The 14,988-nt window shown below is 29.2% G+C and carries 13 protein-coding genes; 1 reads left to right on the forward strand and 12 read right to left on the reverse strand.

All coding sequences use genetic code 11. The features are described from left to right. Window positions 1-138 precede the first annotated feature (138 nt). From Q0K54_RS04495 to Q0K54_RS04540, 10 genes are all read right to left on the reverse strand, one after another. Window positions 139-1,182, reverse strand: coding sequence for a hypothetical protein (locus Q0K54_RS04495; RefSeq protein ID WP_294578663.1), 1,044 nt, complete (start codon window positions 1,180-1,182; stop codon window positions 139-141). Between the two features lie 4 nt (window positions 1,183-1,186). Beyond that, complete coding sequence (locus tag Q0K54_RS04500; protein WP_294578664.1) at window positions 1,187-2,611, reverse strand: hypothetical protein; 1,425 nt, start codon at window positions 2,609-2,611, stop codon at window positions 1,187-1,189. Window positions 2,612-2,706: 95 nt separating this feature from the next. Next, a complete protein-coding gene (locus Q0K54_RS04505; RefSeq protein ID WP_294578665.1) occupies window positions 2,707-3,750 on the reverse strand; it encodes a phosphotransferase in 1,044 nt (347 codons plus the stop codon). 226 nt (window positions 3,751-3,976) lie between these two features. Beyond that, window positions 3,977-4,792, reverse strand: coding sequence for an AAA family ATPase (locus tag Q0K54_RS04510; protein WP_294578666.1), 816 nt, complete (start codon window positions 4,790-4,792; stop codon window positions 3,977-3,979). 875 nt (window positions 4,793-5,667) lie between these two features. After that, window positions 5,668-6,108 carry a GNAT family N-acetyltransferase gene (locus Q0K54_RS04515; RefSeq protein ID WP_294578667.1) on the reverse strand — a complete coding sequence of 147 codons (441 nt, stop codon included), beginning with the start codon at window positions 6,106-6,108 and terminating at the stop codon, window positions 5,668-5,670. Between the two features lie 388 nt (window positions 6,109-6,496). Then, window positions 6,497-6,718 (reverse strand): DUF6718 family protein, encoded by a 222-nt coding sequence (locus Q0K54_RS04520; protein ID WP_308698941.1) that lies wholly within the window; start codon window positions 6,716-6,718, stop codon window positions 6,497-6,499. Window positions 6,719-6,907: 189 nt separating this feature from the next. Then, window positions 6,908-7,408, reverse strand: coding sequence for a GNAT family N-acetyltransferase (locus Q0K54_RS04525; protein WP_294578669.1), 501 nt, complete (start codon window positions 7,406-7,408; stop codon window positions 6,908-6,910). Window positions 7,409-7,629: 221 nt separating this feature from the next. Continuing rightward, complete coding sequence (locus Q0K54_RS04530; RefSeq protein WP_294578670.1) at window positions 7,630-7,848, reverse strand: DUF6465 family protein; 219 nt, start codon at window positions 7,846-7,848, stop codon at window positions 7,630-7,632. A 179-nt stretch (window positions 7,849-8,027) separates the two neighbouring features. Beyond that, window positions 8,028-9,845: a translational GTPase TypA gene (typA, locus tag Q0K54_RS04535; protein ID WP_294578671.1), complete on the reverse strand. Its 1,818-nt coding sequence runs from the start codon at window positions 9,843-9,845 to the stop codon at window positions 8,028-8,030. A 101-nt stretch (window positions 9,846-9,946) separates the two neighbouring features. Continuing rightward, a complete protein-coding gene (locus tag Q0K54_RS04540) occupies window positions 9,947-10,573 on the reverse strand; it encodes a pentapeptide repeat-containing protein (protein WP_294578672.1) in 627 nt (208 codons plus the stop codon). Window positions 10,574-10,681: 108 nt separating this feature from the next. Between Q0K54_RS04540 and Q0K54_RS04545 the strand changes: the two genes are divergently transcribed. Continuing rightward, complete coding sequence (locus tag Q0K54_RS04545) at window positions 10,682-12,163, forward strand: hypothetical protein (RefSeq protein WP_294452163.1); 1,482 nt, start codon at window positions 10,682-10,684, stop codon at window positions 12,161-12,163. Window positions 12,164-12,181: 18 nt separating this feature from the next. Here the strand turns inward: Q0K54_RS04545 and Q0K54_RS04550 are convergent, their stop codons facing one another. Both Q0K54_RS04550 and Q0K54_RS04555 read right to left on the reverse strand, forming a co-directional pair. Beyond that, on the reverse strand, window positions 12,182-14,161 hold the full coding sequence (locus tag Q0K54_RS04550) for an FtsX-like permease family protein (RefSeq protein WP_294578673.1): 1,980 nt from the start codon (window positions 14,159-14,161) through the stop codon (window positions 12,182-12,184). After that, entirely contained in the window at window positions 14,148-14,915 is a 768-nt protein-coding gene (locus Q0K54_RS04555; RefSeq protein ID WP_294578674.1) for an ABC transporter ATP-binding protein, read from the reverse strand. Before Q0K54_RS04555 ends, Q0K54_RS04550 begins: the two co-directional genes overlap by 14 nt. Window positions 14,916-14,988 lie beyond the last annotated feature (73 nt).

The following is a 14,988-nucleotide window of genomic DNA, read 5'->3' on the forward strand; positions in this document are numbered from 1 at the left end:
ATATACCTTGAAAAATGTAGTTTCAAGACTACACTTTTTTAGCTTGAATAAATATTAAAAACCAGGAAAAATATATTTACATATAATTCCTGGCTAAAATTTTATCATCTTAACTTAATGACATTGAAGCTATGTCTTTTATAATTCTTTTTTACGAGCTACAATTAAAAAACGATGAGTAGTAAGCTCAAAATAATTATTCTCTTTAATCTGTTTTAATACTTGACTATAAAAATTCATAAATCTTTCCTGCGTAACATCTACGCGTGTCATTCCTTTCATAAACTGAACAAATGAAGCTAATGTATCAAAACGAACAAAACCATGTTCTTCAAAACTATCAATAATCTCTAATCCAATTTCACTTAAAGTCTGACGACCCATTTCTTCATCCCAACGTCCTCTAAGTTTAAAAGGTAAAAAGATATTTGTCAATTCTTTATAATTATCACTACCTAATTGATCAACAATAATATAACCTCCAGGTTTAACAACACGATAAAATTCATATTTATCATAATTAGCTAATTCATTGACCAAAACATCAATTCTTTCATCTTTAAAAGGCAATTTGCCTTCTTTAGTTAATTGCGTTACTTTAACATTGCGACTTTCCAATAAGCTTTCAGCTTTATCCTTTTGAACATCGACTACATAAGTAATTGGTGGCAATTTTTCAAAAGAATCAACAAATACGCCACCATCAAAGGAAATAAAAGCTGCATGTGTATCATCATCAAGATATCTCGATGCGATTTCTTTGCATGAATATGTTGGTAAACTTTGTTGCACTAAAGCATCGGTTTCTTCATTCATCGCTTTAGAAATCTCAGCTCTCATTTCTGTAGCATTTTTTATTTTCTTACGGAAACGGATCTTATTATAATAAAATCCTAACACCTGACTCAATCCATCACTAATAACACCAACTGCGACAAATCCAATCATTTCTACAAACCATTCCATTGAAAATATAGGTTGAATTGAAGCCACTAAATAACAAACAATACACATTAAAATAATGCTGCGAGTTCTTTGATATTTAAATGGCTGGCTATATTTAGTATACCAGTTCAATACACCATTTTTACTGGCTGATCTACCCTCAAGTTCACAAAAAACTAATTTAATGATCACTAACATCAATGCTAATGATACAAGCATATAGATATAATATTCCATTTCATTACCTCGTATAAATTTCTTCGCCTTCTAAAGTAAAATACTTATCAGCATCAGTTGTGACAAAATAGCCACGATCATTGAATTCTAAGTCACCCTCAGTTGAAAAGATAACTTCAAAATCAGACATATCGTAAACATAGCTAGTACCGCTCTTATTAAAAATACCATAAGTGATATCACCATATTTAAAGACGGTTCCAACATCCATAAAACTTTCATCAATGACAACATTTCCTTCGCTGTCAAAGACTTCATAAACACCGCCAGTAACATAACCAGCATAGAATTTACGTCCTAAATATTCAATTCGATCATATTCATCGGATATTTTTTTATTATCAGTATTAATTAAATAATACAAATCTTCTTCTTTAGAGACAACCGCTAAACCATTAAGATCAAAAGCTTCAGCACTTTCATAAACTGTTTTAAATGCTGCTTTACCATCAAAACCATAATATTGATATCCCTCATCTTTTACATAAACTGGGAAAATCTTATTTCGTGTCTGTGAAGCTAAAGGATCCAATTGAATTCCTTCCACTTCAATAGTCTCACCATCATTTACAAAAGTATGTGGACCATAAATTGTATCATTATTCTTTACTACATAATTATCATAATCATAATAATAACTATTAGTTTCTACTACATCACCATCATTATTAAAAATATAAGTAGTTTGATTTAAAACACCAATAATATTGCTATTACTATCAAAGTAAAAATCATCTAATTCCTGTTCAACTGTAAATAAAACTTTTCCTTTATTATTAATTGCACTGGCTTTATGATCTTCACGATCATATAGTAAATATCCTTTATCATCATCTTGATCCATCAACTGGTTATCACCACCAAGATCAATTTCTAATGGCTCTTCTTCACTTAAATGATAATATAATGAAGCTTTATCTTCATAATTAACTAGTGTATAGTTATCATTAACAGTATATGCACTAATAATTTCATCAGTACCTTTTACTAATTCTTCACCAGTATTGTATAAAACAAGATAATTCTTCCCATCTTTGATAACTGGTAAACCAGTTAAAGTAATTTTAGTATCATCACTTTCTTTATACAATTTTTCGCCATTTCCATTTAAAATGGTCATCTTTTCATTTTCATCATAACCTACTAGCATATTACTAATAGATTCTAATTTATCGTAAGTTCCTAATTTGATGGCTTCACTGCCATCACTTAAAATATAACCATATTTATCATCACTAATAACAATATAACCGCTAGTTCCAACGGCTTCATATTTATCATAGACAAAATCAGTTTTGCTTTCACCGGCTAAATCCATTAAAGCATATTTATTTTTACTATTTTCAACAAACAATGTTTGATCCGTTACACTATTTGAACATCCAGTTAATAACAAAATCGTTAATAAACCTGCTGCTATCTTTTTCATTTTATTTCACTCCTTAAAACATTTTAATTATAGCATGTTTTTTGTCGATAAACCACAGATTTAGACCGATAAGCAAAAAACGGTAATATTGGAAATTATCGTTTTTTACAATGCTCAAGTATTTGATTTTTCATATTAAAACAATAAATAATGTGGTGAAGCGTTTCTTCAACCTGTTTCATGCCGATTTCTTTTTCGTCTGCTCCACAATCTATCCCTAAAACACGCTTGATGTTATATTCCAGCCATTCTAATCTGCCATTATTACAATCATATAATGTTTCCCAATCCACTGGCATATTGCCATCGGCATTTTTATATCCCTGTAAAAAAGATTCAAATAACTGAAAATTGATTTTGCAATCTTCATATCCCGACCAGCACAATGCCAATTCAAATAATTCCATAAACGGATTGTTATAAGATAAACATTCCAAATCAATAATGCGATAATCATTTCCCTTCCAAAGAACATTTTTACAGTCCATATCATTATGACAGATTGCTATTACAAGTGGAAGTTTCTTTCGTGCCTGATTGCCTTTGTTTTGAGTATCTTGAATAACTGGTAAAGCATCTTTTAGCATTATGTATAATTTGGTATCAATATTTTTCATTTTTGCAAGATAAAAATTCCAATCAATAGACATTTCATAAAATACTTCATCTTTATACCTTTTGTCTATACCATGAATTTTAGCAAGTACTTTTCCCATTTCTTTACAGTGATAAGCGGTTATCTCATTGCTCTGTAACGATTTTCCCGGAAAATAATCAAATAGATAAAAATATTGGCCATCTATCTCCTGCATTTTTCTTCCACCAAAAGATAAAGCTGGAAGAATAGGAACACCATGTTGCTCCAATAAAAATTCTATTTGTTCAGCTTTTGAAAAATTATCCATAGCATTTTTTCTTTGCATAACAAATGGATTTAGCAGTTTCAAAGCAAAAACTCCTTGCTGAGTATCAATCCTATACATCTTGTGCATAAAGCCGCCACTTAAAGCCACTGGCTTACTAATTATCTTCCAGTTATATCTTTTCTCTATCTTTGCAAAGATTGACATTTTATCATCATAAAAATAATTCCATCCCATTTTCTTTTTTATAAATTCCTTCCTTGTATAAGCTTCCATTGATCCAATATAACCATAATCTTTTTATATGATACTGTATACTGTACTCCAGTGTCTAAAATTCGACTTACAAAGCCACATCTTTTAACATGTTTAAAAGTATATATTTAATATATAGACTTCTGTTTTACTTAAATTTCTCTGATATGGAATACAAGAGAATAAACACAGAGACCCAATCGCAATAATTTCTCTAAAAAACGAAAATTTCAGATATCTATATGGTTTACTCAAATTCTTTTTCATTCTTTTTAAAGAAATTGTAAAAATAGCGAACATTCTCTAAATCACTCCATTTAGTAATAGCATAATCTTTTGAATCGATATTATATATTTTGGCATCCAAAGTTCCCAACATAAAAGGTGAATGAGTTGCAATAATAAATTGACAATCTAGCCATCTTGCCATGTTATTAATTTCTTGAGCTAATGTGACTTGATTTGCAGGAGAAAGAGAAACTTCAGGTTCATCTAATAAATATAATGCATCAGGTTGTAAGCATTCAGCGAAGTACTCCATTGATGTCTCACCATTAGAATATTTTTCTTGTGCAAACATGATATATTCCATCTGCTTTGAGCCTTCCTTTGACTCTAAATATTTTCTTGCTTCTTCTTTCGTCATTCCTTTTTTTACATAATCATATAGCATACCATCCGATAACACTTGTTGCTGTTGAATTTTCTTAACCTCATATAGAATATCTTCACTTTTGATATAGCTACTATTCTCTGGTAAACGTCTTATCTTTTGACCAAGCTCATTTTCACCCAAACTATAAGAACATTCCAAATAAAATTGACTGCAATAATCCATTATACCATATGAATTGCTAGTAGCATTTTCCCTACCTTTGAGTTTTAACTTATTAGCGATGATATTGAGTAACGTTGATTTTCCAGAACCATTATTGCCATAAAAGACTGTTATTGGCGTAAATACGAAAGGCTCTATATCTTTATTCCTAAAAACACTATATGGATAAATATGAGGATTACATATTTGAGAATCACTCAATTTAAAAGTTCTTAAATATATCATAAATAAAGAATCCTCCTTTCTTTTCTAAATTAGGGTTTATACAAATCAAATTTTTTCAATTATACTACTCTTACATAATGGAGATGTTTTTATATAATTAACTACAATCTCTTTCATTTCATCAAAAGAATTACTATAAAAATATAAATTTGTTTCTTTTCACCAAGATAATGACTATAATATTGACCATTTACTTTGAGTAAAGCATTTATATCCAAAATAACATCATTTACATCATTTTCTTTGTATACCTCTTCACTCAAACCAATTCCATCTAGTATCAGAGTGAGTCCTTATAAGATCAATCTTTCTCGTATTCATAATTCTAAGCATGTCATAGGTCTTGTTTCGACCTATTACGTAAAACTGCTTTGATCCTTTACGAAGTTCATGATATAAGGATTTCTCATCAAACTATCGCTAAATAACCATCTGCTTTTTCTTTGAATGGATAATTTTAAGCACGATCTTAATGCCTATCATTGTGGCGATGAAACATATGTCAAGGTTCTAGGTAAAAAAGCCTACGTCTTTTTCATGTGTGATGTAAAGAAAAAGATTATAACTTCATTTAAGATATATGCGCTTTATTTTTCATCCAGTAATTTTATCATCTAATTCTACTCAATCATAATAATATAAATATCTGCAATAGCTCCACACTTTCGATATTGCAGGTTTATCTATTATTTTGTATATAGCAGATTGTTACTTAAAACACAAATTATGAAGTTGTATAAAAAATTATCTACGACTTAAAAATTCTCTAATTTTATGTTTTTATTATAAACTGCTTATTACTTTAAAACTAAACCTATTTCCAATACCACAACCAAATCCGCTAAAACAATTATATATTAAGATAATAATATATCTTATATTTTTCTTCTATATATTTTTTCAATTATTCCGTGTTTGTTTTTTTTATAATCACAGACATAAAATCCATATTTTTCATATAAATTATCATGATCTGATACGATGTATACTTCTTTAAATCCCAATTCCTTTGCATATTCAATAGCTTTATCAATCATTTGTTTGCTGATACGATAGCCACGATACTTTTCATCAACATAAATATAACCTATATAAGGTGTGTAATTAATATCTATAATGCCATCTTCTTTTGTAAAAGTGCAAAAAGCAATAATATAACCATCATCTTTTACAATCATCACTCTTTGCCAGTCATTAAAATAACCACTAGTCATTTTCTTAACTAAAGATTTTCCAGCTTTCCATGGACAAGTTTGAGCATATTCTATAGCATCTTCCCATTCTTCATCATTTGTCGTTATTAGTTTTAATTCCATTAACTACCTCCTGGTTTAATATCTATCATTTTGTAAATCCAATATATAGTATCAAAGGCTGGTAAATAGTAAAATAAATTTGTACCGATCATATCCACATGATTTTTGCTCCATACTAGCTTTTCTTTAAAGTTTCAAATCTTTTAACTTACTGTCTATAATATATTGAGCCCTCTTAACCTTTTTTTCAATATAAATCCTATCTTCGCTTTTTGTAACATTTGAGTAACCTAAATTACCTAAAAAATTGATATTTAACATTATCTTTATTACATTGTATTCCTGTATCAGATAACTTTCAAAGATTATCATAACTTCTATAAAGAATAAAAAGGTATTTCTTGTTGCTATTACAAAGAAACACCTTGAAATCATAATAACCAATTTCTTACAATTGGCTTGCTTGTTTACTAAACTCATTATAACTATTAACAAAATGATATGGTTCATACTCGCCGTATGCAGTTGCTCTACTAATAGTTATAATTTGAATATCATAGCCTAATTTTTCTTGCAAAGCATCAGCAAAGTGAGCCATTTCTTCGCCTGGTTCAGTTTGCAATGCTACACATCCTGATTTCTTAAATCTCTTTGCAATAAGATAACACATTTGCTGACACCTCCTCAAATTCTTTTAGTGATTTCATTTTACTATTTTCAGATAGCTTTCACAAGATATTATTTACTGTCATAATATCTCCACTTTTATAAATTTATCATACATTTAATAATTAAATTTTATTTCTATTAAAAAATGAAAATTATCTTTTTAAATAATAAATATATAAACAATTTCAATTTATTTTAATTTTCCATAAATGCAAACATTAAATATCTCTTCATTTTTTATAACCGCATTTTGCATTATGCCTTCAAGAACAAATCCATTTTTTTCAAGAACTTTTCTAGAAGCAATATTTGGTTCAAAAACGAATCCAGTAATTCGAATAATATTTAATTCTTGAAAAGCAATTTTACAAATTTGTCTCACCGCTTCACTCATGATTCCTTTTGAAGATTCTTCTGGCAATAAATAATACCCGATCTCTGCATTTTTTCGATAATTATTTTCTAATTTTTCAACTGATATAGTCCCTATAATTTTATCGTTTACAACTATTTTTCTAAATACTCCTTTTTTACCTTCGTTTTCATTTATCATATTTAACCACCATTTGGCAGATTCTTTTGTGTATGGATCAGGTAATATATCCGATAAATAACTTCTATCGATTTTATTGCATATTTCTATTAAAGATGCTTGATCTTCCATTGACCATTTTCTTAATTCAACTTTCATAACGATACCTCCCAAATAGCAATTTGATTTTTTAAATGTTCTTTATAGTATTATAAATTAATTAATACTTAATAAAACTAAATTCTCTATAACAGTTAACTATTATCACGATATTTTAGATTTTCAGCATGGCTATAAATAGTTTTATAAAAAACTTTCCTAAAAGAAAAAACGATAATATTGATAATTATCGTTTTCTAAAATATAATTTTTATTAAATTCTATTCTACCACTAATGGTTCTTCATTATTATATGTTTTACCGTCTTTAGTAGTTACAACATAATATACTGAATTTGAAGCTGGTGTATAATAGATTTCTAAAGTATCAATAGTAGAAATTTTAATACCTTGAGCTTTAACTTCTTCCTTAACCATTTTTTCAATTTCAACTGCGGTAACATTTTTACCATTATGTTGTATCTCAACTGTTGCTTTCATTTAAACAATCCCCCGTTTCTCTAGAACTTAGTAACAAAAACATAATAGCATATCTTTTTCAAATATGCAAATTTTTATGAAATTAACAAAGTTTTTTGGATTTTCCGATTGAAAATAAAGTCAAATAATTACTAAATTTATCTAGTTTTAAAACGTTATGAGTTAATATGAAAAATCTTCTACTTAGCTTTTAAACGATATTGTTGTTTACGTTCTTGTTCAGTAAGATAACGTTTTCTAAGTCTAATATGATTTGGAGTAACTTCAACTAATTCATCATCATCAATATAGTCTAAGCATCCCTCAAGATTAAATGTTCTTGGTCGTTTTAACACTACGGTTGAATCTTTAGAAGAAGAACGCGTATTAGTTAATTGTTTACCCTTGGTTACATTTACAACTAAGTCATTTTCACGATTATGTTCTCCAACGATCATTCCTTCATAAACATCGACCCCAGGTTCTACGAACATAACGCCACGGTCTTCAACCCCACCTAACGCATAAGCAGTAGTTTGACCACGATCAATAGAAATTAAAACACCTAGCGCTCTTTTACCAACAGTTTCACCTTCCATTGGACGATATTCTAAAAATGAATGCGAAATAATTCCGTATCCTTTAGTCATCGTTAAGAAATTAGTCATAAATCCAATCAAACCACGTGATGGAATTGTATAAGTAACACTAGTTTGACCATCATTACTAACCATGTTTTCCAAAGTTCCATGACGATATCCTAATGATTCGATGACATTACCAATACAATCATCTGGTGCTTCGATATTTACTTCTTCATATGGTTCACATTTAACACCATCGATTTCTTTAATAATAACTTTTGGTTTAGAAACTTGTAATTCATAACCTTCACGGCGCATATTTTCAATTAAAATTGATAAATGCAATTCACCACGACCAGAAACGATCCATTCTTCACTATTTTTAATCCGTTCAATTTTTAAAGACACATCTCGATTAGTTTCTCTAAATAATCGTTCTTCTATTTGTCTGGCAGTAACAAATTTTCCATCTTGTCCTGCAAATGGTGAAGTGTTAGTACCAAAAACCATTTGAATAGTTGGTTCATCGATTTTTAATAATGGTAATGGTTCTTCTTTACCAGTAGTACAAACAGTTTCTCCAACTCCAATATCACTAAGTTCAGCAATTGCAACAATATCACCGGCACTGGCTTCTTTAATTTCGATTCGATGCAAACCAATAAATCCATATAATTTTTGGATTCTAAATTGACTATGACTTCCATCTTGACGAACACAAGTAACACTTTCATTAACTTTCATTTTACCACGTTGAATTCGACCAATTCCAATACGACCAACATAATCATTATAATCCAACAATGCTGGTTGGAATTGTAATGGCCCTTCTTCATCAACTAATGGTTCTGGAATTTCATTGATGATCATTTCAAATAAACAATCCATATTTGGTACTTGAGTTGATATATCAGGATCCAAGCTTGATGTTCCTTGTAAAGCTGATGTATAAACAACTGGGAAATCTAACTGATCATCATCAGCCCCTAATTCCATGAACAACTCTAAAACTTCATCCATTACTTCTTGAATTCTAACAACTGGACGATCCACCTTATTAATAACAACAATTGGTTTTACATGAGCTGCTAAAGCTTTCTTCAAAACAAATCGTGTTTGTGGCATAGTTCCTTCATAGGCATCCACAACTAATAATACCCCATCAACCATGTTCATGATTCTTTCAACTTCACCACCGAAATCAGCATGACCTGGAGTATCCATAATATTAATTCGATAATCTTTATAATTAATAGCTGTATTTTTAGCTAGAATCGTGATTCCTCTTTCTCGCTCAATAGCATTACTATCCATAGCTCTTTCAGCGATATGTTCATTATCACGTAATGTTCCTGACAATTTTAAAAGCTGGTCAACCAAAGTTGTTTTACCATGGTCGACATGGGCTATAATTGCGATATTTCTTATTTTCATTTCTTCACAACCTCTCTTACAACTCAATCATTATATCACAGAATTACATTTTGTCATTATTTTTTTAATTATGCCATTTTTATTTGATTTTATGAACAAAATCATTCTACAATTACTCCTAATAACCTGGCTAAAGACGCTGCCTGGTAAATATCAACATGTGCTCCTTTTAAACTTGGCAAATCTACCTGCAATCCTTCAATATCCACAGTTTTTAAATCAATCCCCTGTAAACTAGTTTTAAACACTTCACCATATCTAAAACTAACATTTTTAAAAATTAAATCTTTAACATCAACCTCTAAAAAGCTCCCTTCATCTAAACAACTATCAATGAATTCGCTACTTCTAATATTACCAAAACTAATATTTAAATAACGAGCTTGAACATCTTGAAACAACAAATCATGTAATGAACAATCAATAAAACTAATCCCTGTCATCCGACAATTAATAAAATGACAACAGTGAATACTCACCCGATCGAATTCCAGATTCGATAGATCACAGTTTTCAAACAAACAATTTACTAGATGCGTATTGATCAGTTTAATGCGACTAAAATCAATTTTATTAAATTTACAAGTTTCAATCGTAGTATCTTTAATCGTTATTTCGTAAGCAGGATTTTGATCAAATGATAATTGGTAAAAATTATCATTAACATTTTCAAATTGCCCTTTGTTTAAATTAGATATGTTTAATTCTTTTCTTTTCAATAGCAACACCTCAAAATCATTATAAGTTAATATTGGTTATTGTAAAGTTTTGTAATCTTTTTATTTTATTATTTTTTATAACTGTAGTATTCTATTAATAAGGATGTGAGAGGATATATGAAATTTAGTGAACTTACAACTTCATCAAACTGTCACCATTTATACCAGCGTTATCTTAAAATTGTTTCTAATCCTAAAAAAACTGATGAAATTGATTCAAAACAAATCTGTAAAGAAATCGTTGCATATTATAACGAAGATTATCATCATGTTTTAGCTGTGTTATCACTTGATGAAATCAATTTTTTAAAACGAATCAATAACAAAGCTAATTATCAGGATTTAGATATTATTAATTCTTTGATCAATAAATGCCTATTGATCAAAGATAAGCAAGATCATAATTATTTAATTATCCCAGATGATTTAAAAGATATTGTTACTTTGGCTTTAAACCATGTAGATGTTAATAAAACAAAGCAGTTAGATCAAATCAATCAATTATTAATTGGTTTACTAGCATTACATGGAGCCATAAAACAATCAACCTGGATTGGATTATATCATCGTTATGATGATTCTTTATCTACTTTAGATTTGTTAAATCATATTCATGATAATCGTTATCTACGCTGGCATTATTTTATTTATGACAAACAAGAAGAGTTAATTTATGGCTATGAGCCCTATGCTGTTTATTTAGATAAAATTGTTGCTAATCGGATAAATATCGAGCCTATGGAATTTACTTATTCAAGGGAAGAAATCGATTTAATTGCTCGTTATGGCATGAATATCAAACATCCTTGTATCAATTGTCTGTTTCAAGAGCTTAAAAAAATTGATAGTTATTTAATTCAAGAAATGCTTAAAGATTTTATCATTCAAGCCTGCCAAACTAACAGTCATACTAAAGAAGTGATTAATTTAATCTATCAGCTGCAATTTGATACGGATATTGATTTAACATACTTGATTGAACCGATTAAAGAGGCGATGTATTATATTCATAGTGCCAGCTTTTATGGACTATCATTAAATGATTATTATAGCTTATTACACCAAAATTCTAGCTTTACTAAACAGGAAAGTATGTTATTTTATCGACTTTATTTAAGTTTATTGGAATATACTAATCAAAAATTTCAGATCAGTCCAATTTCAATTTATAATTTAGAGGAGATTGATCAAGTTGATTTAAATCATATTAGAATTTTATTATTTGAAAATCCTGAAATTATTGATCAATACATCCAGGATAACCCCATTCATCTAAATCAAAGTCAATTAGATATCATTAAAGAGTTTAAAAAAGGATTTATTGATGAGTTTTTGATTATCGAAAACACTGATGATTATACTATTATTTCTAATAAAAGTGATGTTTATGCTGTCTATGGAATCGTTAATCATTTAAAAGAAATCTATCCCAATCAGTCATTACCACAGGTTGTCAATCTCGCATTATTGCCATTTAAAAACAAAATAGTTTTCGACGGTATTTTAGCCTCTCAAGATAATTTACCGATAACTTCACAAATTACTAAATTTGATTTTGACGACATCATCTTTCAGCTAAAACCACAAATTATAAATTAAGAGCCTCAAACGAGGCTCCTATCTTTCAGATATAATTCGATTGCTGGCAAAATATGTTGCCAGATAATAACCACCATAGGCAATAATAATAAATAAACTAGTAATAATAATATTATCGGCTAAATCAATATTAACGATTAAATTAATATAATTATTAATTTCATTCAAAGCGACAAAACTATGAACTAAAGCTACTGCTAAGGGGAAAATAAATGATATTCCAATTTGGACTAACAAACTGCGATTTACCATTGGACGACTAGCGCCTAATTGATTAATAATTCGATAACGTTCTTTATTATCTGATGCTTCGGATAATTGTTCAATTGCAAGTAATGTTCCACTGGCAATGGCAAAAACAATTCCTAGATACAGACCAATAAATGTAAAGATAGCTGCAGCTCCAATCCCTTCAGCGCTTAAATTAATTTTAGTATAACAATAAATACTAGCATTTTGATTACTATAGCTAGTAACTAAATCATTAAACTTAGTTTCACAAGCTTCTTTATCTTCAAAATAATTACCAGCAAAGTTAACATACTCATCACTTTGTCCATAAGTAACTGCAATATTGTCACTTACGACAATAAAACCACTGTTACCATTACTATTGCTGATTGATAATTCAACTACATGATTTTCCTTACTAGTTAAAGTGGTATCACCTACTTCAATAGTACTATCATTACCTAAAAACTCATTAAAATACTCTAAAGCCATGGGCTGGGTAGCTACTAGAAGATACTGATTATCTGCCAAATTAACCGCTGCATCTTCATTATTTGATAAAGAAACTAGATTATTATAATCACTTTGTTTGATTACTTCCATATATTGTTGTCTTAGCACTGTTAAGTTATCATACATTTCATTATTTTTATCAATAAAATCACCAATCATTAAATTATCAATCGTATATTGATGATAAACATAATCTGATTTGATAATTTCCTGGTAAGCAGGATCTTGTCTTAATTTTTGAATATCCGCTTCATAACTAACACCACTTATATCATAGGGAGTATTATTGGCAAAAGAAATATTCATCGCATTAGCAAGTGATAATGACGCTGATAAAATTCCAATTGTTAGTAAGAGCATCAATGAAATAATCGTCGTCGAAACAACATGGGTATTAATTTTATTATTTACCTGCTTTAAAATAAAGATATTTAAACCACGATAATAGATTCTTTTCAACCAGGAAATCGTTTTCAACAAAAATCCTGAAACTGATAAAAAGAACAAAAAGGTTCCTAGTGCTCCTAAAACTAACATCAATAAAAAGTTATTACCACCTTCTAATAAAGCACCATCAAATAATAGTTTATAAGCATAACCAATTAAGCCGATCGCTATAATAAAAATTAGTGAAATTAACCAGCCATTTTTAATCTTAACTTTCTCGTTTTTGCTTTTAGCATATAATAGATCAATTAGTTTAAAACGATTTAAACTGATTACATTAAAAATCATTACAATCAAGAAAATAATTCCAAAATTAATAATTGTCTTTAATAAAGCACTACCAGAAAAAACAAAAGTAAACGATGTCATATCTACTTGAAATAACTTAGCAGTAAAAATCGATAATAGCTGTGACAGACCAATTCCCAAAAAAGTTCCAATTAATAGCGATACGATACCAACTAATAATGTTTCAACTACTAGAATCATCGATACTTTTAAATTTGACATTCCAAGTGTTAAATAAACGCCAATTTCTTTTTTACGCCGTTTAATAATAAAATTATTAGCATAAACAATTAAAAATCCTAATACAACTGAAACAAAGATTGATACGGTACTAATAACACCTACTAAAGCAACTACCGTTTCTTTAGTTGATTGATTTAATTTCAGCATAGCTGTCTGGCTGCCAATAGAATTAAATAAATAAAAAATAGCTACAGCAATGACCAAAGTAATAAAATAAATTGAATAATCTTTAAAACTCTTTTTAATATTACGAAAAGCTAATTTAAATGAGTTCATTTAACTCACCACCTAAAACCGTCTGGACATCCATGATCATATCAAAAAACTCTTTCCGGCTATGATCACCTTTAATAATTTCAGTAAAAATCTTACCGTCTTTAATAAAGATTACTCGATCACCATAGCTGGCCGTAAAACAATCGTGGGTTACCATTAAAATGGTTGCCTGCAGCTTTTGATTTAATGTTTCCAGGCTTTCCAACAATAAGCGAGCTGATTTACTATCAAGGGCTCCAGTTGGTTCATCAGCCAAAATTAAATCAGGATTAGTTACGATTGCCCGAGCACAGGCAACTCGTTGTTTTTGACCACCAGATAATTCATAGGGATATTTACCCAAGATTTCTTTGATTCCTAGACCATTTGCAATCTTGTTGACTTTATCATCAACCAACTTATAATTAGTTTTTTTAATCGTCAGCGCTAAAGCAATATTTTCAAAAGCAGTCAAAGTATCTAATAAATTAAAATCTTGAAAGATAAAACCTAAGCTATCCCGCCGAAATTTGGTTAATTGATGGCCTTTTAATTTAGTAATATCTTTACCACGCAAATAAATATGACCACTAGTTACCCGATCAATGGTTGAAATACAGTTAAGCAAAGTACTTTTACCACTACCACTGGCTCCCATAATAACAACAAACTCGCCAGCATTAACATCAAAACTGATGTTATCAACCGCCTTAGTTAAATTATTTTTGTTCCCATAATATTTTTCAATCTTATCAATTTGTAATATTTTTTCCATCTATCCTCACCTCAAGCATAATTATAATGATACCCTATTTTTTAACCATCGAATTAAATAACTTAACCTTACA

This window comes from uncultured Thomasclavelia sp. (assembly GCF_944324745.1).
Taxonomy (GTDB): Bacteria; Bacillota_I; Bacilli_A; order Erysipelotrichales; family Coprobacillaceae; genus Thomasclavelia.